17 protein-coding genes are annotated in these 24,040 nt (G+C 52.7%); 7 read left to right on the forward strand and 10 right to left on the reverse strand.

Annotated elements, in window-relative coordinates; all coding sequences use genetic code 11:
* Positions 1 to 8: 8 nt before the first annotated feature.
* Entirely contained in the window at positions 9 to 2,402 is a 2,394-nt protein-coding gene (gene malP / locus OGY67_RS22025) for a maltodextrin phosphorylase (protein WP_286574502.1), read from the reverse strand.
* A gap of 393 nt (positions 2,403 to 2,795) precedes the next feature.
* Here malP and OGY67_RS22030 point away from each other — a divergent pair, with 393 nt between their 5' ends.
* The 4 genes from OGY67_RS22030 to malT all read left to right on the forward strand — a co-directional run bounded on the left by OGY67_RS22030 (position 2,796) and on the right by malT (position 7,713).
* The gene (locus tag OGY67_RS22030; protein WP_103014726.1) at positions 2,796 to 3,275 is read left to right on the forward strand and encodes an Hcp family type VI secretion system effector; all 480 of its coding nucleotides are present in this window, start codon (positions 2,796 to 2,798) and stop codon (positions 3,273 to 3,275) included.
* 29 nt (positions 3,276 to 3,304) lie between these two features.
* Positions 3,305 to 4,171, forward strand: a complete 867-nt coding sequence (locus OGY67_RS22035; protein ID WP_032945232.1) for a hypothetical protein — start codon at positions 3,305 to 3,307, stop codon at positions 4,169 to 4,171.
* A complete protein-coding gene (locus OGY67_RS22040; protein ID WP_032945233.1) occupies positions 4,137 to 4,613 on the forward strand; it encodes a DUF1240 domain-containing protein in 477 nt (158 codons plus the stop codon). Before OGY67_RS22035 ends, OGY67_RS22040 begins: the two co-directional genes overlap by 35 nt.
* A gap of 394 nt (positions 4,614 to 5,007) precedes the next feature.
* Positions 5,008 to 7,713 (forward strand): HTH-type transcriptional regulator MalT, encoded by a 2,706-nt coding sequence (gene malT, locus OGY67_RS22045; RefSeq protein WP_286574503.1) that lies wholly within the window; start codon positions 5,008 to 5,010, stop codon positions 7,711 to 7,713.
* A gap of 41 nt (positions 7,714 to 7,754) precedes the next feature.
* Here malT and OGY67_RS22050 read toward each other — a convergent pair whose 3' ends face one another.
* From OGY67_RS22050 to glpE, 3 genes are all read right to left on the reverse strand, one after another.
* Positions 7,755 to 8,513 carry a DeoR/GlpR family transcriptional regulator gene (locus OGY67_RS22050; RefSeq protein WP_003023499.1) on the reverse strand — a complete coding sequence of 253 codons (759 nt, stop codon included), beginning with the start codon at positions 8,511 to 8,513 and terminating at the stop codon, positions 7,755 to 7,757.
* A 45-nt stretch (positions 8,514 to 8,558) separates the two neighbouring features.
* The gene (gene glpG, locus OGY67_RS22055) at positions 8,559 to 9,392 is read right to left on the reverse strand and encodes a rhomboid family intramembrane serine protease GlpG (RefSeq protein WP_032945236.1); all 834 of its coding nucleotides are present in this window, start codon (positions 9,390 to 9,392) and stop codon (positions 8,559 to 8,561) included.
* 75 nt (positions 9,393 to 9,467) lie between these two features.
* Positions 9,468 to 9,794, reverse strand: coding sequence for a thiosulfate sulfurtransferase GlpE (gene glpE / locus OGY67_RS22060; protein WP_003827629.1), 327 nt, complete (start codon positions 9,792 to 9,794; stop codon positions 9,468 to 9,470).
* A gap of 198 nt (positions 9,795 to 9,992) precedes the next feature.
* Here glpE and glpD point away from each other — a divergent pair, with 198 nt between their 5' ends.
* Positions 9,993 to 11,501, forward strand: coding sequence for a glycerol-3-phosphate dehydrogenase (glpD, locus tag OGY67_RS22065; protein WP_008786343.1), 1,509 nt, complete (start codon positions 9,993 to 9,995; stop codon positions 11,499 to 11,501).
* A 90-nt stretch (positions 11,502 to 11,591) separates the two neighbouring features.
* Here glpD and glgP read toward each other — a convergent pair whose 3' ends face one another.
* From glgP to asd, 6 genes are all read right to left on the reverse strand, one after another.
* Positions 11,592 to 14,039 carry a glycogen phosphorylase gene (glgP, locus tag OGY67_RS22070; protein ID WP_048215392.1) on the reverse strand — a complete coding sequence of 816 codons (2,448 nt, stop codon included), beginning with the start codon at positions 14,037 to 14,039 and terminating at the stop codon, positions 11,592 to 11,594.
* Positions 14,040 to 14,058: 19 nt separating this feature from the next.
* Positions 14,059 to 15,492, reverse strand: a complete 1,434-nt coding sequence (gene glgA, locus OGY67_RS22075; RefSeq protein ID WP_286574504.1) for a glycogen synthase GlgA — start codon at positions 15,490 to 15,492, stop codon at positions 14,059 to 14,061.
* On the reverse strand, positions 15,492 to 16,787 hold the full coding sequence (gene glgC, locus OGY67_RS22080) for a glucose-1-phosphate adenylyltransferase (protein ID WP_003827621.1): 1,296 nt from the start codon (positions 16,785 to 16,787) through the stop codon (positions 15,492 to 15,494). Before glgC ends, glgA begins: the two co-directional genes overlap by 1 nt.
* 14 nt (positions 16,788 to 16,801) lie before the next feature.
* The gene (gene glgX, locus OGY67_RS22085) at positions 16,802 to 18,778 is read right to left on the reverse strand and encodes a glycogen debranching protein GlgX (RefSeq protein ID WP_168978682.1); all 1,977 of its coding nucleotides are present in this window, start codon (positions 18,776 to 18,778) and stop codon (positions 16,802 to 16,804) included.
* Complete coding sequence (gene glgB / locus OGY67_RS22090; RefSeq protein ID WP_286574506.1) at positions 18,778 to 20,961, reverse strand: 1,4-alpha-glucan branching enzyme; 2,184 nt, start codon at positions 20,959 to 20,961, stop codon at positions 18,778 to 18,780. The genes glgX and glgB overlap by 1 nt, the downstream gene beginning before the upstream one ends.
* A gap of 273 nt (positions 20,962 to 21,234) precedes the next feature.
* Complete coding sequence (asd, locus tag OGY67_RS22095) at positions 21,235 to 22,341, reverse strand: aspartate-semialdehyde dehydrogenase (protein ID WP_003827614.1); 1,107 nt, start codon at positions 22,339 to 22,341, stop codon at positions 21,235 to 21,237.
* Positions 22,342 to 22,531: 190 nt separating this feature from the next.
* Between asd and yhgN the strand changes: the two genes are divergently transcribed.
* Both yhgN and OGY67_RS22105 read left to right on the forward strand, forming a co-directional pair.
* On the forward strand, positions 22,532 to 23,125 hold the full coding sequence (gene yhgN, locus OGY67_RS22100; protein WP_003023480.1) for an NAAT family transporter YhgN: 594 nt from the start codon (positions 22,532 to 22,534) through the stop codon (positions 23,123 to 23,125).
* 454 nt (positions 23,126 to 23,579) lie between these two features.
* Positions 23,580 to 24,026, forward strand: a complete 447-nt coding sequence (locus OGY67_RS22105) for a hypothetical protein (protein ID WP_286574507.1) — start codon at positions 23,580 to 23,582, stop codon at positions 24,024 to 24,026.
* Positions 24,027 to 24,040: the final 14 nt, after the last annotated feature.

The raw sequence follows: 24,040 nt of genomic DNA on the forward strand, positions 1-24,040 counted from the left end.
GCGATTCCTTAACGTTTCGCCTGCCAGATACGAGCCTGATAATCGCGGATGGAGCGATCCGAGCTGAACATGCCGCAACGCGCGGTATTCAGAATCGCCGCCCGGGTCCAGGCGTCCTGGTCACGATACAACACGTCAACCTGCTTCTGAGCTTCAACGTAGGCCGCGAAGTCCACCATCACCAGATACGGGTCGCCGCCCTGCTTGCCGATACTGTGCAGCATCTGGTCAAAGGCATGCTTGTCGCCATCGCTGTATTTCCCGCTTTCCAGCTCTTTCAGGACAGCATCCAGCACTTTGTCTTTTTTACGCCATTTCACCGGGTCGTAGCCTTTGGCTTTGAGCGCCTTCACCTCTTCCACGGTATGACCAAAGATAAAGATATTCTCGTCACCCACCTTCTCGGCGATTTCGACGTTTGCGCCATCCAGCGTACCTACGGTTAACGCACCGTTCAGCGCCAGCTTCATGTTACCGGTGCCGGAAGCCTCTTTCCCTGCGGTTGAAATCTGCTCAGAGATATCCGCCGCCGGGATCAGCATTTCCGCCGCCGAGACACAATAATCCGGCAGGAAGACAACCTTCAGCTTGTCGCCGACTGTCGGGTCGTTATTGATGGTTTGTGCAACCTGGTTGATGGCGAAGATGATATTTTTCGCCAGGTAGTAACCCGGAGCAGCCTTTGCGCCAAACAAGAATACGCGCGGCACGCGATCTGCCTGCGGGTTCTCACGAATTTCTTTGTACAACGCCAGAATATGCAGCAGATTGAGGTGCTGGCGCTTGTACTCATGAAGACGTTTAATCTGAATATCAAAGATAGCGTTAGTCGTTATTTCAATACCGGTACGCGCTTTAATAAACTTCACCAGACGCTCTTTGTTTGCCAGCTTGATGTCACGATACTGCTGACGGAACTTCGCATCGTCCGCGTATTTTTCCAGGTTAATCAGCTGGTCAAGGTCGTTAGCCCACTCTTTTTTCAGCGATTTATCCAGCAGTGCGGCAAGCGCCGGGTTGCATTGCTTAATCCAGCGACGCGGAGTAATCCCGTTAGTGACGTTATGGAATTTGTTCGGCCAGAGCTGGTGATATTCCGGGAACAGATCTTTCACCACCAGATCGGAGTGCAGCGCCGCCACGCCGTTGACCGCAAAACCGCTGACCACGCACATGTTGGCCATACGCACCTGTTTATTGTGCACCACTGCCAGCTTCGCCCAGACTTCAGCATCACCCGGCCAGGTTTTATCAACCAACGTCTTAAAGCGGTCGTTAATTTCTTTGATGATTTGCATGTGGCGCGGCAGGAGTGCTTTCACCAGTTTCTCATCCCAGCACTCTAACGCTTCCGGCATCAGGGTGTGGTTGGTGTAAGCGAAGGTCTTGCTGGTAATCGCCCACGCATCGTCCCAGCTCATCTGGTGCTCATCAATCAGCACGCGCAGCAGTTCAGGGATCGCGATAGTCGGGTGAGTATCGTTAAGTTGAATGACTTCGTAATCAGCCAGTTCGTGCAGCTTACGCCCTGCCAGATGATGGCGGCGCAGAATGTCGGCTACGGAGCAGGCGCACTGGAAGTACTGCTGCATAAGGCGCAGCTTTTTACCCGCGGTGTGGTTATCGTTCGGGTACAGCACTTTCGTCAGTTTTTCAGCGTCGATGCCCTGCTGCTCTGCGCGCAGGAAATCGCCGTCATTAAATTTGGTCAGGTTAAACGGGTGCGCGTGGCTGGCCTGCCACAGACGAAGCGGTTGCGCTACACCGTTGCGGTAACCGAGAACCGGCAGATCCCATGCCTGGCCGGTGATGGTAAACGCAGGCTCCCAGTGCCCTTCTTTGGTGACTTTGCCGCCAATCCCAACCTGCACGTCCAGCGCCTCGTTGTGACGGAACCACGGGTAGCTGCCGCGATGCCAGTCATCCGGGGCTTCCATCTGTTGGCCATCGGCAAACGACTGACGGAACAGGCCGTACTGGTAGTTGAGGCCATAGCCCGTCGCCGACTGGCCGACTGTCGCCATCGAATCAAGGAAGCAGGCCGCCAGGCGTCCCAATCCACCGTTACCCAACGCCGGATCGATCTCTTCTTCCAGCAGATCAGTCAGGTTGACGTCATGCGCTTTCAGCTCATCGCTCACCACCTGATACCAGCCGAGGTTGAGTAAATTGTTGCCGGTCAGGCGACCAATCAAAAACTCCATCGAGATGTAGTTAACGTGACGCTGATTTTTTGCCGGTTTCGCCGCAGGCTGGGCGCTGAGTAACTCAGCCAACGCCCCACTCACTGCCTGCCACCACTGGCGCGACGTCATTTCTTGAGCCGACAGTAAACCGAAGCGCTGCCACTGACGCGTCAGGGCAGCCTGAAATTGATCTTTGTTGAAAGTAGGCTGTGACATAGGGGTTCCAGATCCTTAGGTAATAAAACAACGTTATCGCTAGTTTGCCTGGCTCGTTGTTGACATTCCTCATCCTGGCACGGATTAGGGAGGGAGGAGGAGCGGGGATGAGCATAAAAGTGTGATCGCCGCCACTTTATTATTACCAACTACGCCAATAAATCGACTGACTTCGCAGTGCACTGTACCTGAGACGCCTCGCCTGATTTGACAAGAATCAGCATAATACCTTGCAAGACGAGATGACAAATTAATAATTATAATTTTTACAACAATTACTACAGCCGCTATTTTTAAAATAACAAGACGGTTGAAATCAAAATAATTCAAGAGCACACTAAGATAAATCTTCGACATAAAAATAAATCAAACAAATACTATCCAAGGATATATATGGCAAACTTATCTTGGATTACTCTGAAAGGTGAATTACAGGGTAATATTTCCGAAAACTGCGGCTCCAGGTACTCTATAGGAAATAAATCTCAGACAAACCATCTCAACCAAATTATGATTTATGGACTTGAGCATGAAACAACGCGTCAGCAGAACGTTAATCACCACGAACTCCAGATTATCAAACCTGTTGATCGTTCGTCCCCTTTGCTGAACAAAGCGATCAACGATAACGAAACGCTGGAGTGCGAAATATTCCTCTATCGAACCACACCAACAGGAATGCAAGAAGTCTATTATAAAATTAAATTATTCAAAGCACATATATCAAACATTAAATTAATAGTCCCTCACAATATCATTGAAAACGGAAACGAAGCACAAGAACGCGTTTCCTTTATTTATGAATCGATTAGTTGGGAACACTGCATGGCAAGTACCAGCGCTTATAGTTTGTGGAGTGAACGAACTTTCTGACGCCAGACATCTCTTGATAAGGAAAAATCATGCGTAAACGTAACTCCATGTTAAATGGCAACTCACTCAGGTTTCGGGACGAACGACCGCAGGCAAGAGATTTTAATAGCTGGCATACCATGAACCCTGTGCAGCGCGATATGGCCTTTATGGATGGCTCATTTATCACGCAAAGTCATCACATCCTTCTGCTCACTCTCGAAGAAGCACAGCAGGTGACGGACGATTTAATCGGCGGAGTGGATAAATTTTTTTCCTACCGCGCAGCACCCGGCAACTTCAAAGATGGCCTGGATGGCTTCCGCAGTCTCTCTAAGCTTACTACCTATTACAATTCCGCACAGGAGTTGGTCTTTAATTTCAGTGCAATCCGCATTAAAGCTATTGAATACAAAATCGGCGGTAAAACCTATATCAAAATTACCGGGTATCCCGCCCTGCGCCGGATTCTTAACGGAACCCGCTACGGAGCAAGCCATCCACAGATGCTGGAAATGGCATTGGGTAAACGTGGGCTTTATAACAATATCCGAAATGGTGTCAAATACTGCATCTACTTCTCACTTGCCTGGCGGGCAATTGAACTGATTTTTAAGTCTGATTATGATCTGGTGGATTTTTTGGTAGATATCTCAATGGATGCTGCAAAGGCGGTGGTGTCGGGGGTAGTGATTGGGGTCATTGCTGGAGGGCTTGCTCTCGCCAGTTCACCCATCATTGTAACTACTTTTTTTATAATAGCCTTAGGGTTATACCTTAATAATAGGTTAAATCATATTGAGGATGATATTGGACTATCTGTAGAATTAAAAACAAGAATCCGTGAATATTTCCGTAAAATGGAAAGAAGAGGTTCTGATTATGGATTCAATTCTCAATATTTTTACTCGTTCTAGAAAAGATGACATGAAAAAAATACACTTACGAATCTGGGCTTTTTTTGTGATTATTTTTTTAACCGCTGTCATTTACAGTTTGTTATTTGGAAGGACGATGACTGAATTTTTATCATTAATAAAAATGGGCGATATTATCTCTTATGATAAGACATGCGCACTGATAGGTTCAGTACCACTAATAAGTTATACAATGATTGCTGTCGTCAGAATTTTACTGAGTAAAGATGCACAGTACCGTTCACTTCCCAATCCTTATGAAAGTTTGGTACTCACTGCCATCACTTTTTCCTTTATTATTGGCGTTATTGCTAACTGTTTCGTTCCTTTTTTATTGTTTGGATTATCATACACATCCTGCCCCCAGAAGAAGCTTCATGATTTCTACGTTACAGATATCGAACTGTGTAAAACTATCGTAGATAAACGTGGCTTGTGGTAACGGATTCATCATACTTTTATTCATTTAAGGAATTGAATCGTTATTTTCAAAGAAAATGAGTATAGAACTCTGCAAAATCTATAGTCACCAATGATTTACATTAAAAATTATCACCAACAGTAACAATTAAGATAATTCTATAACAGCAAATCATGCTTCGTCAGAAGGGGTTCAATCGCCGCCCTTGGTCAAACACTTCAACAGCCGCGCATCCTGACACCGGTTTCAGTAGGTGTCTATCATCTTAAGAATTTGTGACATAGCGCAAAATAAGACAGTCCAATCCCGGACATAACTTGCAATAAATCTTAATCTGGCCGACCTTATATCTATTAATTACGAAGCGCAAAAAAAATCATTCTTCCCTATTTTCACACAGTGAAGTGACTAACTTATGTTGATTCCGTCTAAATTAAGTCGTCCGGTTCGACTCGACCATACGGTGGTTCGTGAGCGCCTGTTGGCTAAACTTTCCGGCGCGAACAATTTCAGGCTTGCCCTGATAACAAGTCCTGCTGGTTATGGAAAAACGACGCTGGTTTCACAATGGGCGGCAGGGAAAAATGATTTAGGCTGGTATTCTCTGGATGAGGGCGATAATCAGCAAGAGCGCTTTGCCAGTTATCTGATCGCCGCTATCCAACAGGCAACAGGTGGACACTGCACCACCAGTGAAGCAATGGTGCAAAAACGTCAGTACGCCAGCCTGACGTCACTGTTTGCCCAGCTATTTATCGAACTGGCCGAGTGGCACCGCCCGCTCTACCTGGTAGTAGATGATTATCATCTGATCTCTAATCCGGCCATTCACGAAGCGATGCGTTTCTTCCTGCGTCATCAGCCTGAGAACCTCACGCTGGTCGTGCTGTCGCGCAACCTGCCGCAGTTGGGTATTGCCAACCTGCGGGTGCGCGATCAACTGCTGGAGATAGGCAGTCAACAGCTGGCCTTTAACCATCAGGAAGCCAAACAATTTTTCGACCGACGTTTGTCCTCCCCCATCGAAGCAGCTGAAAGCAGCCGGATGTGCGATGACGTTGCTGGCTGGGCCACGGCATTACAACTGATCGCCCTTTCCGCCCGCCAGAACAATAACTCCGCTCACCAGTCGGCACGTCGCCTCGCCGGGATCAACGCCAGCCATCTGTCCGATTATCTGGTTGATGAAGTGCTGGACAGCGTTGACCTCGGTACCCGTCACTTCCTGCTGAAAAGCGCCATTCTGCGTTCCATGAACGATGCGCTAATCGTCCGCGTTACCGGGGAAGAAAACGGCCAGATGCGGCTGGAAGAAATTGAGCGCCAGGGGTTATTCCTGCAACGGATGGATGACGTTGGCGAGTGGTTCAGTTATCACCCGCTGTTTGGTAGCTTTTTACGCCAGCGCTGCCAATGGGAACTGGCGAACGAACTGCCTGAAATACACCGCGCCGCAGCTGAAAGCTGGATGGCGCAAGGCTTCCCCAGCGAAGCTATCCACCACGCGCTGGCGGCCGGCGACGCCCATATGCTACGCGATATCCTGCTTAATCATGCGTGGGGACTGTTTAACCATAGCGAGCTGACGTTACTGGAAGAGTCGCTGAAAGCCCTGCCGTGGGAAAACCTGCTGGAAAATCCGCGTCTGGTTCTGTTGCAAGCCTGGCTGATGCAAAGCCAGCACCGCTACGGAGAGGTTAACACCTTGCTGGCGCGCGCAGAGCAGGAAATGAAAGGCGACATGGAGCCGACACTGCACGCCGAATTCAACGCTTTACGGGCGCAGGTAGCGATTAACGACGGCAACCCTGACGAAGCCGAACGCCTGGCGAAACTGGCGCTGGATGAGTTACCCATCGCCTGGTTCTATAGCCGGATCGTCGCCACCTCGGTGCACGGCGAAGTCCTGCACTGTAAGGGCGATCTCACACGCTCTCTGGCGTTGATGCAGCAAACCGAGCAAATGGCGCGCCATCATGACGTCTGGCATTACGCACTGTGGAGTCTTATCCAGCAAAGCGAAATTTTGTTTGCCCAGGGCTTTTTACAGGCCGCCTGGGAAACTCAGGAAAAAGCGTTCCAACTGATCAAAGAACAGCACCTGGAACAGCTGCCGATGCACGAATTCCTGGTACGTATTCGCGCACAACTACTGTGGGCATGGGCGCGTCTGGACGAATCAGAAGCCTCTGCCCGTAGCGGTATTGAACTGCTTTCCACTTTCCAGCCGCAGCAACAGCTACAGTGTCTGGCGTTGCTGGTTCAGTGTTCACTGGCGCGGGGCGATCTCGATAACGCTCGCAGCCTGCTCAACCGCCTGGAAAACCTGCTGGGTAACGGTCACTATCACAGCGACTGGATCTCCAACGCCGATAAGGTGCGGGTGATTTACTGGCAAATGGTGGGCGACAAAAACTCGGCCGCCAACTGGCTGCGCCACACGCCGAAACCAGAATTCGCCAATAACCACTTCCTGCAAAGCCAGTGGCGCAACATCGCTCGTGCACAAATCCTGCTCGGCGAGTTTGAACCGGCTGAGATTGTGCTGGAAGAGTTGAATGAAAATGCGCGCAACCTGCGCCTGATGAGCGATCTGAACCGCAACCTGTTGCTGCTTAATCAGCTCTACTGGCAGGCAGGGCGCAAAAATGACGCCCAGCGTGTGTTACTCGACGCCCTACAGCTGGCGAACCGCACCGGGTTTATCAGCCACTTTGTTATCGAAGGCGAGGCCATGGCGCAACAACTGCGTCAGCTGATTCAGCTCAATACCTTACCGGAACTCGATCAGCACCGCGCCCAGCGCATTTTGCGTGAGATTAACCAGCACCACCGCCATAAATTTGCCCACTTCGATGAAGGATTCGTTGAGCGTCTGCTTACTCACCCGGAAGTGCCGGAGCTTATCCGCACCAGCCCGCTGACCCAGCGCGAATGGCAGGTTCTGGGACTGATTTATTCGGGCTACAGCAACGAGCAGATCGCCGGAGAGCTGGCCGTCGCGGCAACGACCATCAAGACGCACATCCGCAATTTGTACCAAAAGCTCGGCGTCGCACATCGCCAGGATGCGGTACAACATGCGCAGAAGCTGCTGAAGATGATGGGGTACGGCGTTTAGTTAATGCCTGATACGCAACGCTTATCAGGCCTGGAATTACCTTAGCACAGCTCTAACTGGATATGATGGTCAGCAATCACCTGCATCACACCAGCAGGCGGCAGCGTGTCGGTATACACCGCATCCACCATGCTGATGCTGCCCATATTCACCATCGCGTTACGCCCAAACTTCGAGTGGTCCACCACCAGCATCACATGCCGTGAATTCTCAATGATCGCGCGCTTGGTACGAACTTCGTGATAATCAAACTCCAGCAGAGAACCGTCGCTGTCGATGCCGCTGATCCCTAAGATGCCGAAGTCCAGACGGAACTGAGAAATAAAGTCGAGGGTCGCTTCGCCCATAATACCGCCATCGCGGCTACGCAGTTCACCACCGGCGAGGATTATGCGGAAATCCTCTTTCGCCATCAGCGTGTTCGCCACATTGAGGTTGTTGGTCACAATGCGTAAATTGCTGTGATTAAGCAGCGCGTGAGCCACCGCTTCCGGCGTGGTTCCGATATCAATAAACAGCGTAGAGCCGTTCGGGATCTGCGTGGCAACTTTGCGGGCAATGCGCTCTTTTTCCGCCGTCTGCGTCGCTTTACGGTCATGCCACGGGGTGTTGACCGAGCTGGATGGCAGCGCCGCGCCGCCGTGATGGCGCAAAATCATGTTCTGATCGGCCAGATCGTTAAGATCGCGGCGAATCGTCTGCGGGCTGACGGAGAAATGCTCCACCAGCTCTTCAGTACTGACGTATCCCTGTTTTTTTACCAGCTCGATGATCGCGTCATGTCGTTGTGTTTGCTTCATTAGTGTTCCCTGAAATTTTGCCGGATGCGCTAACGCTTATCCGGCCTACAAAGTTCGTTTCCGCACATTCATCGTATCGGCAAACGCCATTGCCAGACCCACGGCCAACCCGGCGATATGAGCGCCATTCGCCATCGACATGCCGAATAGATCAAACCAGCCGGCAACAATCCAGATCAAAGCAAAGATAATCAAACCACGCTGCAGGAAAATACCGCTTTGCGGATCGCGCTCGCCGCGCAACCACACGTAGCCCATCAGCGCATATACCACGCCAGACAGTCCACCAAACCACGGGCCGCTAAATTTCTGCTGAACATAGCCGCTCAACAGGGCGCTGATCACGGTAATTACAATCAGTTTTCCACTGCCCAGACGCTTTTCAACCGCACCGCCGAGATACCACCACCACAACAGGTTGAACAGAATATGCATCAGCGAGAAGTGCATAAAAGCGTGGGTGAAATAACGCCAGAATTCAAATTTCAGCGAAGGGTCAAACGGCCATGCCAGCCATAGCATCACCGCCTGGTCGCCCAGCACGTTCATCGCGATAAACACCAGCACACACGCGGCCATTACCAACCAGGTTACCGGGCCTGCGCGTTCGCGCAATGTGGCCAGGAACGGATAACGCTGGTAGTGCAGACCGCTGTCGGTCTGACCCGACTGCCAGCTTGCCGCTAGGTAGCGCGGATCGCCCGGATTCTCCAGAAATCGCGCCAGTTCAGCATGCACGCGCTCGGCTTGGGACTCATCCGCCAGCCAGACATCCGTTTGCTGATGTTGTTGAATCGTCAGGATAACGCCCTGTGTCGCCATATAATCAACAAATGCCTGCGCCACGCGGGGGTTAGCAAAAGAGGTAATCATCAACATAGTTGCTGTCGCTTATTCCACACAAAAGAGGACAGTATATATATCCTGCCCGTTTCAGGCTGCATCTTTGTTAGCTTACGAACCGTATGCCACTTCTGCCGGAAAATGTCGATGCCAGGCGTCGAAGCCGCCGTCAACGCTGTAAACCGCGTCATAGCCCTGCTGAAGAAGATATTGCGCCGCGCCTTTACTGCTGTTGCCGTGATAACACATCACCAACACAGCGGTGTCGAAATCATGCTCGCGCATAAATGACCCCAGCGTGTCGTTCGTCAGATGAAACGCCTGCGGGGCATGACCCATGGCATAGCTTTGCGGATCACGGATATCCACTAACACCGCGCTCCCCTGATGCAGCTTCTGATGCGCTTCTTCGACATTAATACATTCAAACTGATCCATTGCTCTCTCTTCTTTATATGGCAGGTGATGCTTTTCGGACATGTTACTGCTTAGTGTACGTCCCGACGGCAGTTAAACGCCATAATGTTATATGTATCACTGTAAATTGTTTATCCGATGTTACCAATGGCGCGATTCTTTGCTATTATGCTCGATAACGAACATTAATGAGCTATAACGAAAGTGCGAGAGGCCAGCATGGAAACCAAAGATCTGATTGTGATAGGTGGAGGCATCAACGGTGCCGGTATCGCGGCAGATGCCGCTGGACGCGGTTTATCCGTGCTGATGCTGGAAGCGCAGGATTTAGCCTGCGCCACCTCTTCCGCTAGCTCCAAACTCATCCACGGTGGCCTGCGCTACCTGGAACACTACGAATTTCGTCTGGTAAGCGAAGCGCTGGCCGAACGTGAAGTGCTGTTGAAAATGGCACCGCATATCGCCTTCCCGATGCGTTTTCGTCTGCCCCACCGCCCGCATCTGCGTCCGGCGTGGATGATCCGCATTGGTTTGTTTATGTACGATCATCTGGGCAAACGCACCAGTTTGCCAAGTTCTACCGGTTTGCGTTTTGGCGCAGATTCCGTAATGAAACCTGAGATTGTGCGCGGTTTCGAATATTCTGACTGCTGGGTCGACGATGCGCGACTGGTTTTGGCAAACGCCCAAATGGTTGTACGTAAAGGCGGAGAAGTATTAACCCGCACTCGCGCCACTTCTGCTCGCCGTGAAAACGGTTTGTGGATTGTTGAAGCTGAAGATATCGATACCGGCAAAAAATACACCTGGCAGGCGCGTGGCCTGGTCAACGCCACCGGTCCGTGGGTGAAAGAGTTCTTCGACGACGGTATGCACCTGCCATCACCGTACGGCATTCGCCTGATTAAAGGCAGCCACATCGTAGTGCCGCGCGTACATACCCAGAAGCAAGCTTATATTCTGCAAAACGAAGATAAGCGTATTGTGTTTGTTATCCCATGGATGGACGAATTCTCGATCATCGGGACGACAGACGTTGAATACAAAGGCGATCCGAAAGCAGTGAAAATTGATGAAAGCGAAATCAATTACCTGCTGAAGGTCTACAACGCGCACTTTAAGAAGCAGCTGGGCCGTGATGATATCGTCTGGACTTACTCAGGCGTGCGTCCGCTGTGCGATGACGAGTCTGACTCACCGCAGGCGATCACCCGTGATTACACGCTGGATATCCACGACGAAAACGGCAAAGCGCCGTTGCTGTCGGTCTTTGGCGGTAAGCTGACCACCTATCGTAAGCTGGCTGAGCACGCGATGGAAAAACTGGCATCGTACTACCAAGGAATTGGTCCGGCATGGACGAAAGAGTGCATTCTGCCAGGCGGTGACATTGGCGGCGATCGCGAAGATTACGCGGCCAAACTGCGCCGTCGCTACCCGTTCCTGACCGAGTCGCTGGCACGCCATTATTCTCGCACCTACGGCAGCAACACCGAATGGGTTATCGGCGAAGCCACCTCGCTTGCCGAGTTAGGTGAAGACTTTGGCCATGAGTTTTATGAGGCCGAACTGAAATATCTGGTCGATCATGAATGGGTTCGTCGTGCGGAAGATGCGTTGTGGCGTCGCACGAAAGAAGGTATGTGGCTGAATGCTGAGCAGCAGTCGCGTATGACCCAGTGGCTGGCGGAGTACATTGAAAAACACCAGCTGTCGCTGGCGTCCTGATAAAAATGCCGGATGCGGCTAGCGCCTTATCCGGCCTACAAGAGTGCATAAACGTAGGCCGGGCAAGCGAAGCGCCCCCGGCATCGTGTGTTACAACCGCACCGAATCGATATGCCAGATGTTTTCGGCGTACTCTTTGATCGTCCTGTCCGACGAGAAGTACCCCATGTTGGCGATATTAATCATCGACTTGGTGGTCCACTCTTCCGGGTGACGATACAGTTCATCAACCTTATCCTGGCAATCAACGTAGCTGCGATAATCCGCCAGAACCTGATAGTGGTCGCCAAAGTTAATCAGCGAATCCACCAGGTCGCGATAGCGTCCCGGCTCCTCAGGGCTGAATACGCCGCTGCCGATCTGCGTCAGCACCTGGTGCAGCTCTTCGTCTTTCTCGTAATACTCACGCGGCTTGTAGCCCTGGCTGCGTAAAGCCTCGACCTCTTCCGCCGTATTACCAAAGATAAAGATATTTTCTGCGCCCACATGCTCCAGCATCTCAACGTTGGCACCGTCCAGCGTCCCGATGGTCAGCGCACCGTTAAGAGCAAATTTCATATTACTGGTACCGGAGGCTTCGGTCCCGGCCAGAGAAATCTGTTCAGAAAGGTCGGCGGCAGGAATAATCACCTGCGCCAGGCTGACGCTGTAGTTGGGGATAAACACCACTTTCAGCTTGTCGCCAATTTGCGGATCGTTGTTGATCACTTTGGCGACGTCGTTGATCAGGTGAATGATGTGTTTCGCCATGTAATAAGCCGAAGCCGCTTTACCGGCGAAGATATTCACACGCGGTACCCACTCAGCATCAGGATCGGCCTTAATGCGATTGTAGCGGGTGATCACATGCAGCACGTTCATCAACTGGCGTTTGTATTCGTGAATACGCTTGATCTGCACATCAAACAGCGATTTCGGGTTCACCACCACGTTCAGCTGCTGGGCAATGAGCGTGGCCAGACGCTTTTTATTCTCCAGCTTCGCGCGGCGCACCGCCTGATTTACCAGTGGGTAATCGCAGTGCTGCTCAAGCTCGCTGAGCTGGCTGAGATCGGTTCGCCAGGTGCGGCCAATGTTCTCATCCAGCACTTCAGAGAGCGACGGGTTGGCCAGCGCCAGCCAGCGACGCGGCGTCACGCCGTTGGTGACGTTGCAGAAGCGAGTCGGGAAAATCTTCGCAAAATCAGCAAACAGCGACTGCACCATCAGGTTGGAGTGCAGCTCGGAAACGCCGTTAACCTTGTGGCTCACCACCACCGCCAGCCATGCCATACGCACACGACGGCCGTTAGATTCATCGATAATCGACGTCCGCCCCAGCAGAGCTGTATCGTTCGGATACTGTTCCTGTAACGTCTTCAGGAAGTAGTCGTTGATTTCAAAGATGATTTGCAGATGGCGCGGCAAAATTTTGCCCAGCATATCGACGGGCCAGGTCTCCAGCGCTTCGCTCATCAAGGTGTGGTTGGTATACGAGAAGACCTGGCAGCAGACCTCAAACGCATCGTCCCAACTGAACTTATGCTCATCGATCAGTAAGCGCATCAGCTCAGGGATCGACAGCACCGGATGGGTATCGTTGAGGTGAATGGCGATTTTATCCGCCAGATTGTCGTAGGTTTTGTGCAGCTGATAATGACGGTTCAGGATGTCCTGCACCGTAGAGGAGACCAGGAAATACTCCTGGCGCAACCGCAGCTCGCGTCCTGAATAGGTGGAGTCGTCCGGGTACAGTACGCGGGAGACGTTCTCGGAGTGGTTTTTATCTTCCACAGCCGCAAAGTAGTCGCCCTGGTTAAATTTACCGAGATTAATCTCGCTACTGGCCTGGGCATTCCACAGACGCAGCGTGTTGGTGGCGTCGGTGTCGTAGCCGGGGATAATCTGGTCGTAGGCGACCGCGAGGATCTCTTCGGTTTCTATCCAGCGCGTTTTCTTACCTTCCTGCTGAATACGCCCGCCAAAACGCACTTTGTAGCGCGTGTTGTGGCGTTTGAATTCCCACGGGTTACCGTATTCCAGCCAGTAGTCCGGCGACTCTTTCTGGCGGCCATCAACAATGTTCTGCTTGAACATACCGTAGTCATAACGAATACCGTAACCGCGTCCCGGCAATCCCAGCGTTGCCAGAGAGTCCAGGAAGCAGGCCGCCAGGCGCCCGAGACCGCCATTGCCAAGACCTGGGTCGTTTTCTTCGTCGATCAGATCTTCAAGATCCAACCCCATACCTTCCAGCGCATTTTTGACATCGTCATAAATGCCCAGCGATAACAGTGCATTGGAAAGCGTGCGGCCAATCAGAAACTCCATAGACAGGTAATAGACCTGACGAGTTTCCTGAGATAATTGCGCACGGTTAGAACGCAGCCAGCGCTCCACGAGACGGTCGCGCACCGCGAACAACGTGGCGTTCAGCCACTCATGTTTATTGGCAATGACCGGGTCCTTACCAATCGTGAACATCAGCTTATAGGCAATAGAATGCTTAAGTGCCTCTACGCTGAGTGTGGGCGATGCATAAGTAAATGGAGCATTCATATAGGTGATTCCTGGATATCTATTTCAAGCGATAGTAAAGCTCACGGTATGACTTCGCCGCGACTTGCCAGCTAAAATCCATGGTCATGGCCTGACGTTGTACAAACCGCCAAAGCGAAGGCCGGGACCACAATACGAAAGCACGCCGGATCGCGCGTAACAGCGACCAGGCATTACTATCTTCAAATACAAACCCACTGGCGATACCGTCCGCCAGGTTTTCCAGCGAACTGTCAGAGACTGTATCAGCCAGCCCACCGGTGCGCCGCACCAGCGGCAGCGTGCCGTACTTCAGTCCATACAACTGCGTTAAGCCACATGGCTCAAAACGGCTGGGAACCAATATCACATCGGCCCCACCCATGATGCGGTGCGAGAAGGCTTCGTGATAGCCGATCTGCACACCCACCTGTCCTGGATGTTCCGCCGCTGCGGCGAGGAATCCTTCCTGTAATACCGGATCGCCCGCGCCTAGCAATGCCAGCTGTCCACCCTGCTCTAACAACCCCGGCAGCGCTTCCAGCACCAGATCCAGCCCTTTTTGACTGGTCAGACGGCTCACCACAGCAAACAGCGGTACTTTATCGTTGACCTTAAGTCCCATCGCTATCTGAAGCTGACGTTTGTTTTCTGCCTTCTCCTCCAGCGTGTCGCGCGTATATCGCGATGCCAGCAGGAGATCGGTTTCCGGGCTCCAGATTTTTTCATCAACGCCGTTCAGCACGCCGGAAAGACGGCCTTCACGATGACGCTGCTGCAACAGACCTTCCATCCCGTAGGCAAACTGCGGCTCGGTAATTTCCCGCGCGTAGGTCGGACTGACCGCCGTAATGTGGTCGGCGTAGTACAACCCTGCCTTCAAAAACGAAATCTGCCCGTTAAACTCCAGTCCGTGCACATTAAAGAACGACCATGGCAATTGGATGTCATCCATATGCTTTGCATAAAACATGCCTTGATACGCCAGGTTGTGGACGGTGAATACCGATTTCGCCGGATGGCCGCGCGCCGCCAGATACGCCGGAGCCAGACCCGCATGCCAGTCGTGCGCATGCACCACATCCGGGCGCCAGAATGGGTCAAGGCCACAGGCCATTTCACAGCCAACCCAGCCCAGCAATGCAAAACGCTGCACGTTATCGGTATACGCAAACAGGTTAGTGTCGTGATACGGGCTACCAGGGCGCTCATAGAGATGCGGCGCGTCAATCAGGTAAATACCCACGCCGTTGAAATGCCCGAACAGCAGCGTGATACGTCCGGCGAAGGTATCCCGACGCGTTACGACCTGCGCATCGGGAATGCCGCGACGGATATCAGGAAACGCCGGGAGCAGCACGCGGGCATCCACGCCGTCCGCTATTTGCGCTGCGGGTAACGCCCCAATAACATCCGCCAGTCCCCCGGTTTTTAACAGGGGGAACATCTCTGAACAAACGTGTAAAACCTGCATTATCGCTCCTGTTTGATCTGCAGTTTGCGTAGCATTTCACGCGTGACCAGCACAATACCTTCCTCTGAACGGTAGAAACGACGCGCATCTTCTTCCGCGTTTTCACCAATCACCATGCCTTCGGGAATAACGCAGGCGCGGTCGATAATGCAACGACGTAAGCGACATGAACGTCCCACCCATACTTCAGGTAACAACACTGCCGAATCAATGTTACAGAATGAATTCACCCGCACTCGCGGGAACAGAACGGACTGCACCACCACCGAACCTGAAATTATGCATCCGCCAGAAACCAGCGAGTTCAGCGTCATTCCGTGGCTGCCGGAACGGTCCTGAACAAATTTCGCCGGTGGCAGCGATTCCATGTGCGTACGGATTGGCCAGTCCTGGTCGTACATGTCCAGTTCAGGCGTCACCGAAGCCAGATCGAGGTTCGCCTTCCAGTAGGCTTCCAGCGTACCCACGTCACGCCAGTACGGCTCGGATTCCGGGTCAGACTGCACGCAGGACAACGGGAATGGATGTGCATACGCCATGCCAGCTTCGGTGATTTTCGGGATAATGTCTTTACCGAAATCGTGACTGGAGTTTTCATCGAGGTCATCTTCCGCCAGCAATTCATATAGATAATCGGCGTTGAAAACGTAGATCCCCATACTGGCAAGAGATTTGGTCGGGTCACCTGGCATGGCTGGCGGGTTGGCGGGTTTTTCAACGAACTCGATAATTTTATCGGTGTCGTCCACGTCCATTACGCCAAACGCGCTGGCCTCTTCAATAGGCACTGGCATACAGGCCACGGTGCAACGCGCGCCTTTCTCGACGTGGTCGATCAGCATGCGTGAGTAGTCCTGCTTGTAGATATGATCGCCCGCGAGGATCACCACATATTCCGCTTTATAGCGTCGAATGATGTCCAGGTTTTGGGTCACCGCATCCGCCGTACCGCGATACCAGTTTTCACCCTGCATTCTCTGCTGGGCAGGCAGCAGATCGACAAACTCGTTCATCTCTTCGCTAAAGAACGACCAGCCGCGCTGAATATGCTGCACCAGCGTGTGGGACTGGTACTGGGTGATCACGCCAATACGGCGGATCCCGGAGTTAATACAGTTGGATAAGGCAAAATCGATAATGCGGAACTTACCGCCAAAGTGCACAGCAGGTTTGGCACGTTTGTTGGTTAAATCTTTTAAGCGGGTACCGCGGCCACCGGCCAGGATCAGGGCAACAGATTTTAATGGCAGCTGGCGCGCCAACATTACACGATCGTTCTTCTCTAAACTCACCATGACTAACTCCTTTTTTATCTTCTCTGGAACACACACAGTCCGTGCGCAGGTCCCTGCCAGACAGCCGTAAGCACCGGATTATCCTCTCCGGCAAATGGGGGAACGGCGCACCATTCCCCTTCAGGTAAAACGATATCTGTCACCTCAAGCGTGGCATTTATTGCAATCAGAAAACGGTCTGAAAGCAGGATTTGCATCTGCCTCGGGCCGTTTTGCCACTCATCCGCACTTAAGGGTTGTGCGTACTTATTTAGCCAACGAACATTGCCATCGCCCTCTTCCCACCAGCGATCACCCGTCAGTGCAGGAATTTGCTGGCGAAGATGGATCAGGGCAGCGGTAAATGTGGTTAGTCCGCTGTTTGCCTGCTGCCAGTCCAGCCAGGTCAGGGCGTTATCCTGGCAGTAAGCGTTATTGTTGCCGTGCTGGCTATGACCATGCTCATCGCCCGCCAGCAACATCGGCGTCCCCTGGGAGAGCAACAGCGTGGATAACAGCGCATGAATGCTGTCGCGCCGCCGCTCAATCAGGTCCAGCGTGCCGCCTAATCCTTCTTTACCATGATTGTCGCTGTAGTTATTGCTAGTGCCGTCGCGATTTTCCTCACCATTCGCTTCATTGTGCTTATTTGTGAAGCACACACAGTCGCGTAGCGTAAAACCGTCGTGCGCAGTCACCAGATTGACCGTCGCGCTGGGTTTGCGACCATCGCGTTTAAACACGTCGCTGGATGCGGCAAAACGCCCGGCAAACTCACCCAACGAGAGATTACGCTGGAGCCAGAAGCGTCGGGTCGCATCGCGGAAATGGTCATTCCACTCGGCAAACGGCGGGGGGAAATTCCCCACCTGATACCCGCCTTCACCAATATCCCACGGTTCCGCAATCAGCTTAACGCGTGAGAGCAGCGGACAGTTTTGGATCGCGGTAAACAGTGGCGCATCCTGACGAAACGCAGGTGTACGCCCCATGACGGAAGCCAAATCAAAACGAAAACCATCCACATGGCAGGTTTCAACCCAGTAGCGCAGGCATTCACATGCGTATTCCACAACACCCGGATGGCTCAGATTGAGGGTGTTCCCACAACCGGTCCAGTTGTAGTAATCACCATCGTCCCTGATCCAATAATAGCTACGGTTATCAATTCCGCGCAGCGAGAAGACGGGGCCTTCGAGATCCAGCTCGGCGCTGTGGTTCAAAACGATATCGAGAATGACCTCAATCCCCGCTTTGTGCAGCGCTTTTACCGCGTCGCGAAACTCATCAAGCGCACTCTCCGGCGAACAGGCATAGGCCGGATGCAGTGCAAACATCGCTACCGGGTTGTAGCCCCAATAGTTCGACAGCCCCAGCCGCTGAAGCCGTGGTTCGCTGGCAAAATGCGCCACCGGCAGCAGCTCCAGCGCGGTAATGCCGAGGCGCTTGAAGTAATCGATCATCACCGGATGGCCCAGCGCTTTGTAGGTTCCGCGAATCTCTTCCGGCAGGTCTGGATGCAAATACGTCAACCCTTTGACATGCGCTTCGTAAATCACGGTATTGCCCCACGGCGTGCGCGGCGGGGTATCATCCTCCCAGTCATAATGATCGGACACCACCACGCCCTTCAGCGCGATGGTGGCATTATCATGATGATCCGGTTCATTTAGCCCACCGTGCAGCAGCGGGTTATCTTTTAACTCGCCATCCACCCGACGGGCGCAAGGGTCAAGCAGCAGCTTGGCCGGATTAAACCGGTGCCCCTGCTGCGGTTGCCATGGGCCATGAACACGATAGCCATAGCGCAGACCGGGCCGGGCGTTGGCCAGATAGCCGTGCCAGACATCACCGCTACGCCCCGGCAGGTCATAGCGAAGTTCGCACCCTTGCTCATCGAATACGCATAATTCAACGCGTTCAGCGTGGGCCGAGAAGAGTGTGAAATTGACACCATGGCCGTCATACGTTGCACCATGGGGGGTGGCGTTGCCGGTTGCCAGTTGCGTCATTACCCCTCCCTGACCAGCCAGATCGTTGCCAACGGCGGTAACGTGAGGCTCAGTGAGTGCTGACGACCATGGCTGGCGATTTCATCGCTGTGCACCGCACCGCCGTTGCCGGTATTGCTACCGTGGTAATGCATCGAGTCGGTATTGAGGATCTCACGCCATTTGCCTGGCTGATTGATACCGAAGCGATAGCCGTGGCGGGGCACAGGCGTAAAGTTGCTGACCACGATGATTTCATTGCCGACCTTGTCACGACGCACGAAAGCCAGCACCGAACGTTCGTTGTCATCCACCACCAGCCATTCAAAACCATAGGCGTCAAAGTCGAGCTCGTGCAGCGCTTTGTGATGACGGTAGGTGTGGTTCAGATCGCGCACCAGACGCTGTACGCCGTGGTGCCAGTTATCGCCACCTTCCAGCAGGTGCCAGTCGAGGCTGGCGTCATGGTTCCATTCACGTCCCTGCGCAAACTCGTTGCCCATAAACAGCAGTTTTTTGCCCGGGAAGGCCCACATCCAGCTGTAGTAGGCGCGCAGGTTGGCAAACTTCTGCCATGCGTCTCCCGGCATGCGATCGAGAATGGATTTTTTACCGTGTACCACTTCATCATGCGACAGCGGCAGGACAAAGTTTTCGGTGTAGTTGTACAGCATGCCGAAGGTCAGCTTGTCGTGATGGTACTGACGATGAATCGGATCCAGCTTCATGTAGTCCAGCGTGTCGTGCATCCAGCCGAGGTTCCACTTATACCAAAACCCTAAACCGCCCATATCCTGTGGTCTTGAAACGCCGGCAAAATCGGTGGACTCTTCCGCCATACTCACCGCACCAGGCACCTGCTCGCCAAGAATGCGGTTGGTATTGCGTAAAAACTCAATGGCTTCGAGGTTTTCACGACCACCAAATTCGTTTGGGATCCATTCCCCTTCTTTGCGGCTGTAGTCGCGATAAATCATCGACGCCACGGCATCCACGCGCAACGCGTCAATACCAAAGCGTTCAATCCAGTACAGGGCGTTGCCCACCAGGTAGTTGCTGACTTCACGGCGACCATAGTTGTAGATCAGCGTGTTCCAGTCCTGGTGATATCCTTCGCGCGGGTCGCTGTGCTCATACAGGTTGGTGCCATCAAACTCTGCCAAACCAAAGTCATCCGATGGGAAATGGCCCGGCACCCAGTCGAGAATAACGTTCAGCCCCGCCTGATGCGCGGCATTCACGAAATAGCGGAAATCATCGCGCGTCCCGAAGCGACGGGTCGGCGCATACATACCGGTAGGCTGGTAACCCCAGCTACCGTCGAACGGATGCTCGTTAATCGGCAACAGTTCGAGATGAGTAAAGCCCATCCACTTAGCGTAAGGCACCAGTTGATCCGCCAGCTCGCGGTAGCTCAGCCAGAAGTTGTTATCGGTATGACGACGCCATGACCCCAGGTGAACTTCATAGATAGAGATCGGTGCATCAAACTGGTTGGCTTTTTTGCGCGCCTCGCTTTGCACTACTTTTTCCGGCAGACCACAGATAAGCGACGCGGTTTCCGGGCGCATTTGCGCTTCGAAGGCGTAAGGGTCCGCTTTGATTCGCAGCTTACCGTTCGCATCGATCATCTCGTATTTATACAGCTGACCATGCTGCGCGCCGGGGATAAACAGCTCCCAGATACCGCTTTCTTTGCGCAGGCGCATTGGGTGGCGACGGCCATCCCAGTAGTTGAACTGCCCAACCACTGACACGCGTTGAGCGTTAGGCGCCCAGACTGAGAAGCGCGTACCGGTTACGCCATCCATGGTATCCGCATGCGCACCCAGCGTTTCGTAAGGTCGCAGGTGCGTACCTTCAGATAACAGCCAGGCATCCATATCCTGGATCAGCGGGCCAAAACGATAAGGGTCATCAATCAGATTCTGCTGTCCATGCCAGACAACGGCCAACTGGTAGCGAAAGAAATTTTTACGGCGGGGAAGTACAGCACAGAAAAAACCGCGAGAGTCGAGGCAATCCAGCTTGCCGACTTTGCGTCCGGTTTTGGGTTCGATCACCCACACTTCGGTGGCGTCAGGTAATAGGGCGCGGACTTCAAGTCCAGCATCAGTTTGGTGCATACCGAGTACGGAAAAAGGATCCGCAAAATGGCCTGCAATTAGCGCATTAATCACGTCTCTATCGATACGAACGGACATGGTTGTCATCCTGTTTTATGGCGTCACCCCTTCCAACTGATTTTCGACATCAGGTAGTGACACTTTTTTTGACCTGAACGGCGCAGCACAATTGTGCATCCTCTCTGCGTCGTCCCACCTTCAGGCAACAACTTAATACCTCCGGTACTAAGTCACCCTTAAAGAATAGCCAATGCTTTATCTTACTCCTGGTAAAAAATGAAACATCTGCGCTTACTCCTGTATTACGCAAAAAAAGGGGTGATTCCTCACCCCTTGATCGTTAACAAACTATTACGCCAATTGGCGCAGCATACGGCGCAATGGCTCCGCAGCACCCCACAGCAACTGGTCGCCCACGGTAAAGGCTGACAGGAACTCCGGTCCCATGTTCAGCTTACGCAGACGGCCTACTGGCGTGGTCAGCGTGCCGGTAACGGCCGCCGGGGTTAACTCACGCATGGTGATATCCCGATCGTTTGGTACAACTTTGGCCCACGGATTGTGCGCCGCCAGCAGTTCTTCCACGGTCGGAATAGACACATCTTTTTTCAGTTTAATGGTGAACGCCTGGCTGTGGCAGCGCAGCGCGCCGACGCGCACGCACAGACCATCAACCGGGATCACGGAAGACGTGTTGAGAATTTTGTTGGTTTCCGCCTGTCCCTTCCACTCTTCGCGGCTCTGACCGTTATCGAGCTGTTTGTCGATCCACGGAATCAGGCTACCGGCCAGCGGTACGCCAAAGTTATCAACCGGCAGTTCGCCGCTGCGGGACAGGGTCGTCACTTTACGTTCGATGTCGAGAATAGCAGAGGAAGGGGTCGCCAGTTCCTCGGCCACATGGCCATACAGATGACCCATCTGAGACAGCAGTTCACGCATATGGCGCGCGCCGCCGCCGGAAGCCGCCTGATAGGTCGCTACGGAAACCCAGTCAACCAAGTCATTGGCAAACAGGCCACCGAGGGACATCAGCATCAGGCTAACGGTACAGTTGCCGCCGACAAAGGTCTTAATGCCTTTGTTTAGGCCGTCGGTGATGACATCCTGGTTAACCGGATCGAGAATAATGATGGCATCGTCTTTCATACGCAGCGAAGAGGCTGCGTCAATCCAGTAACCCTGCCAACCGCTTTCACGAAGCTTTGGATAGATTTCGTTGGTATAATCGCCGCCCTGACAGGTCACGATGATATCGAGCGCCTTCAGCGCATCCAGATCAAAAGCGTCCTGAAGTGTGCCGGTCGCGGTGCCACCGAACGTCGGTGCCGCCTGCCCGAGCTGGGAAGTAGAAAAGAAAACAGGGCGAATGGCGTCGAAGTCACGCTCCTCAACCATGCGTTGCATGAGAACAGAGCCGACCATACCGCGCCAGCCGATAAAACCAACATTTTTCATAGCGTTTTTTCCTGCAGAGATGTGTGCTGTGTATGCTAACCAGTATCCTACTGGCCTATCCTTCACCATACAAAAAGCAGCCAAAGTCGCAAGTGAAATTAATCAATGATAGCGAAGCCATCAGTAATGCGACTTATCCCGCTGCGCAAGCAAGCAGAAAGTCCGCGGTAATTATCAGGGAATTTGAGTTATGAATGAAATCATTTCAGCGGCAGTTTTATTGATCCTGATTATGGATCCGCTCGGAAATCTGCCCATTTTCATGTCCGTATTGAAACATACCGAACCAAAACGTCGCCGCGCGATTATGATTCGCGAGCTGTTTATTGCTCTGTTGGTGATGCTGATATTCCTGTTTGCGGGCGAGAAAATTCTGGCATTTCTTAACCTGCGTGCAGAAACCGTATCGATCTCCGGGGGCATCATTTTGTTCCTGATCGCCATTAAGATGATTTTCCCCAGCGCCACCGGGAATAGCACCGGGCTTCCGGCTGGTGAAGAGCCGTTTATCGTACCGCTGGCGATTCCGCTGGTCGCCGGTCCGACAATCCTGGCCTCATTAATGCTGTTGTCGCATCAGTATCCAAACCAGATGGGGCATCTGGTGATTGCGCTGCTGATCGCCTGGGGCGGTACATTCGTGATTTTGCTGCAGTCTTCGCTGTTTTTACGTCTGCTGGGAGAGAAAGGGGTTAACGCGCTGGAGCGCCTGATGGGGCTGATTCTGGTGATGATGGCAACCCAGATGTTCCTCGATGGCGTGCGGATGTGGATGAAGGGGTAACGCACTCACTTTACGCCGGGTGGCGGCTTCGCCTTACCCGGCCTACGGTGTTGATATATGCTCGTGTGTAGGCCCGGTAAGCGCTAGCGCCACCGGGCAATCAGCGCCGTGAATGTGTTTGTGAGAAACACCTCAATCATTTAAGTCTCTGAAAAAGCGTATTTTCATTTCTGCGAAGCGCCTTCCGGAATACGCTCTTGTCAGCATCGCGGATTAGCATTATCTTCTCGCTGCACTTGCAAAATCAGGTGCCAGGATTGGTCCCCTGATTACCTCATTCGCGATAAAATTCACTTTTGTCGTGCGACCAGCTACACCTCAATGGTGGGCTGGACGGTGGCGTCACAAGACGCACCGGTATCCAATGAGGCCGGTAGGACCAACTCCGTTCAGCCCGCCACCAAAAGGTTGGTCCCTTCGGTGGTGGTAAATTTCACTCATTGGAGGCTGCCCTATGGCGACTATCCCTCTCTTTTCACACTCTTTATTTACCCTGCCCTTTAGCCATGCAACGGATTTCACCGAGCTGGCAGATAACTGTGAGCGTTTTGTCGAAGGGCTTGTTGAATGTCATGACCCTGTTGAAAAACTGGCGATTTGTGCGCGCCTGTCGGCCTGTCTGGCACTACTACAACCAACCTTAACGGAACCTGTACCGCAGCATCTACAGGCCAGCCTGACGGTAGAAACCTTACCGACCCGCTCTCCCCTCTTTGAACCCGAACCAGATCAGATGGGGCGTTACTGCCAGCTTTTGACGCATTTACTGATGAGCAAAACGCTGTCTGACGAGATGGAACGCGTGGCGGGCGATTTACTGCAGGATTTGGTAGGCTATTTCGCCGATACGTTAAAAGCGCCGCGTTGGTTGAAAACCGAGGATGGTGTGATGGTGCTGTAAAAAAGCCGGGTGGC

The organism is Citrobacter sp. Cpo015, assembly GCF_030333035.1.
GTDB classification, from domain to species: domain Bacteria; phylum Pseudomonadota; class Gammaproteobacteria; order Enterobacterales; family Enterobacteriaceae; genus Citrobacter; species Citrobacter portucalensis.